Raw genomic sequence first — 1,671 nt, 5'->3', positions numbered from 1 at the left:
TTCGGCGCGCACAGCCTCGAGGTGCTGCGCGCTGCCGGTCTCGGCGAAGCCGAGCTCGCCGAAGCCACTCGCGCGGGCGCGATTCCGCACGCGCGTTCTTCCTTTGCCAATTGATATGCCGTCTGGAAGGCGAATCAATGGTCCACCACCCCTCCCATCCGAACACATGACAAGGAGAGATTCCCGATGAACCCGTCCCCCACCCACCTGGACAACGCCCAGGACACCGCCGCGCTCGCGCGCGCGCTGACCTCGCCGCCCGAGCAGGTGCTCGCCATGCCCGATCCGCAGACCCTGCTCGCCGAGATCGAGGCCGCGCCCGGCATCGACGGGCCCAACATCTTTCCGCTCGAGTGGCACGTGGAGACGCCCAAGCTCTACGACATCTACGACGCCGCGCGCGATCCGGGCTGGTCGCCGCACACGCTGGCCTGGGACACGCTGCGCGTGGAGGACTACAGCCTCGACCAGCGCTACGCCATGGCCTACTGGTTCTCGCTGCTCGCGGTGTTCGACGGCTCGGGGCCGTCGGTGTTCGCGCGCGCCATGATCCACACCTACGAGAGCAAGGAAGAGGACCCGGTGCGCAAGTGCTTCTTCTCGGTCGTGCGCGACGAGATGAACCACGAGGAAGTGTGCGGCCGCGCCATCAAGCGCCTCACGCCCGGCGGACCGCTCGGCTACGTGCCCGAGACGCCGCTCGGGCATCTCGCGCGCAACAACATCGAGTGGCTCTACTACAACGGCTCGCGCTACTGGACCGGCTTCAAGAACGGCGTCGACAAGTACCCGCTCGCGATCCTGTTCACCTCCTTCCTGTTCGGCGAGGTGGCCTCGAGCACGCTGTTCCACGGCATGTACCAGCGCACCACCATCCCGGTGTTCAAGGAAGCGTTCAAGCGCATCGGCCAGGACGAGGGCCGCCACCTGGGCATCTGCCTGGCGGTGCTGCAGAAGCTGCTGCCGGTGCTCACCGAGGAAGACAAGCAGATGATCAGCATCCAGCTGCGCGCGGGCTTCGTGTTCCTCTCGGGCATCCTGCACGAGCCGCCCGAGCAGTTCTGGAAGCTGCCGCCCACCTTCATCCCCGCGCAGCGCCAGATCGACGAGGTCGCGCGCAGCGCCGGCCTGGGCATCCTCACGCTCGACGAGCGCAAGGCCAACTGGAAGACGGCCGTGCTGCGCATGAAGGCCAACCTCGATCCCTACGGCATCGAATTCCCCGCGCTGCCCGAAGTCGGCATCGAGGGCAAGGAGGTGGTGTTCGATCCCGAGAAGGTGATCCCGATCTTCTAGGCCGCATGACATCGATGAACATGAGCCGAACGATCGTCGTCAACGAGGCCCTGAGCTTCGGCGTGCCCGAGGGAGACATCATCCTGGACGCCGCGCTGTCGCAGGGCGTGGTGCTGCCGCACCAGTGCCGAGGCGCCTCCTGCGGCATGTGCAAGGCGCGCGTCACGCAGGGCACGGTCGACAACGGCTGGTCGCTGGGCCTCGCGATCTCCGACCAGGAGATCGCCGAGGGCTTCTGCCTGATGTGCCAGGCGCGGCCGCTCAGTGCCGAGGTGCATCTGCGCACCGTGCAGCCGATCCCGGGCGGCGAGGGCTCGGCCGTGCAGAGCTTCGAGGCGCGCGTGCTGTGCAACACGCCGCTGACGCCGCGCGTGC

The 1,671-nt window shown here is 67.4% G+C and carries 2 protein-coding genes; both read left to right on the top strand.

The window, feature by feature from the left end:
- Positions 1 to 186: 186 nt before the first annotated feature.
- Positions 187 to 1,296, top strand: a complete 1,110-nt coding sequence (locus tag AC27VN_RS40800) for a hypothetical protein (RefSeq protein WP_490880411.1) — start codon at positions 187 to 189, stop codon at positions 1,294 to 1,296.
- A gap of 20 nt (positions 1,297 to 1,316) precedes the next feature.
- The coding region (locus tag AC27VN_RS40795) for a 2Fe-2S iron-sulfur cluster-binding protein (protein WP_490880410.1) at positions 1,317 to 1,671 on the top strand (355 nt) is incomplete at its 3' end.

The organism is Variovorax sp. 20P10.2.4, assembly GCF_058244205.1.
The sequence above is the reverse complement of the archived record's forward strand: the minus strand, read 5'-3'. Positions and strand labels throughout refer to the sequence as shown.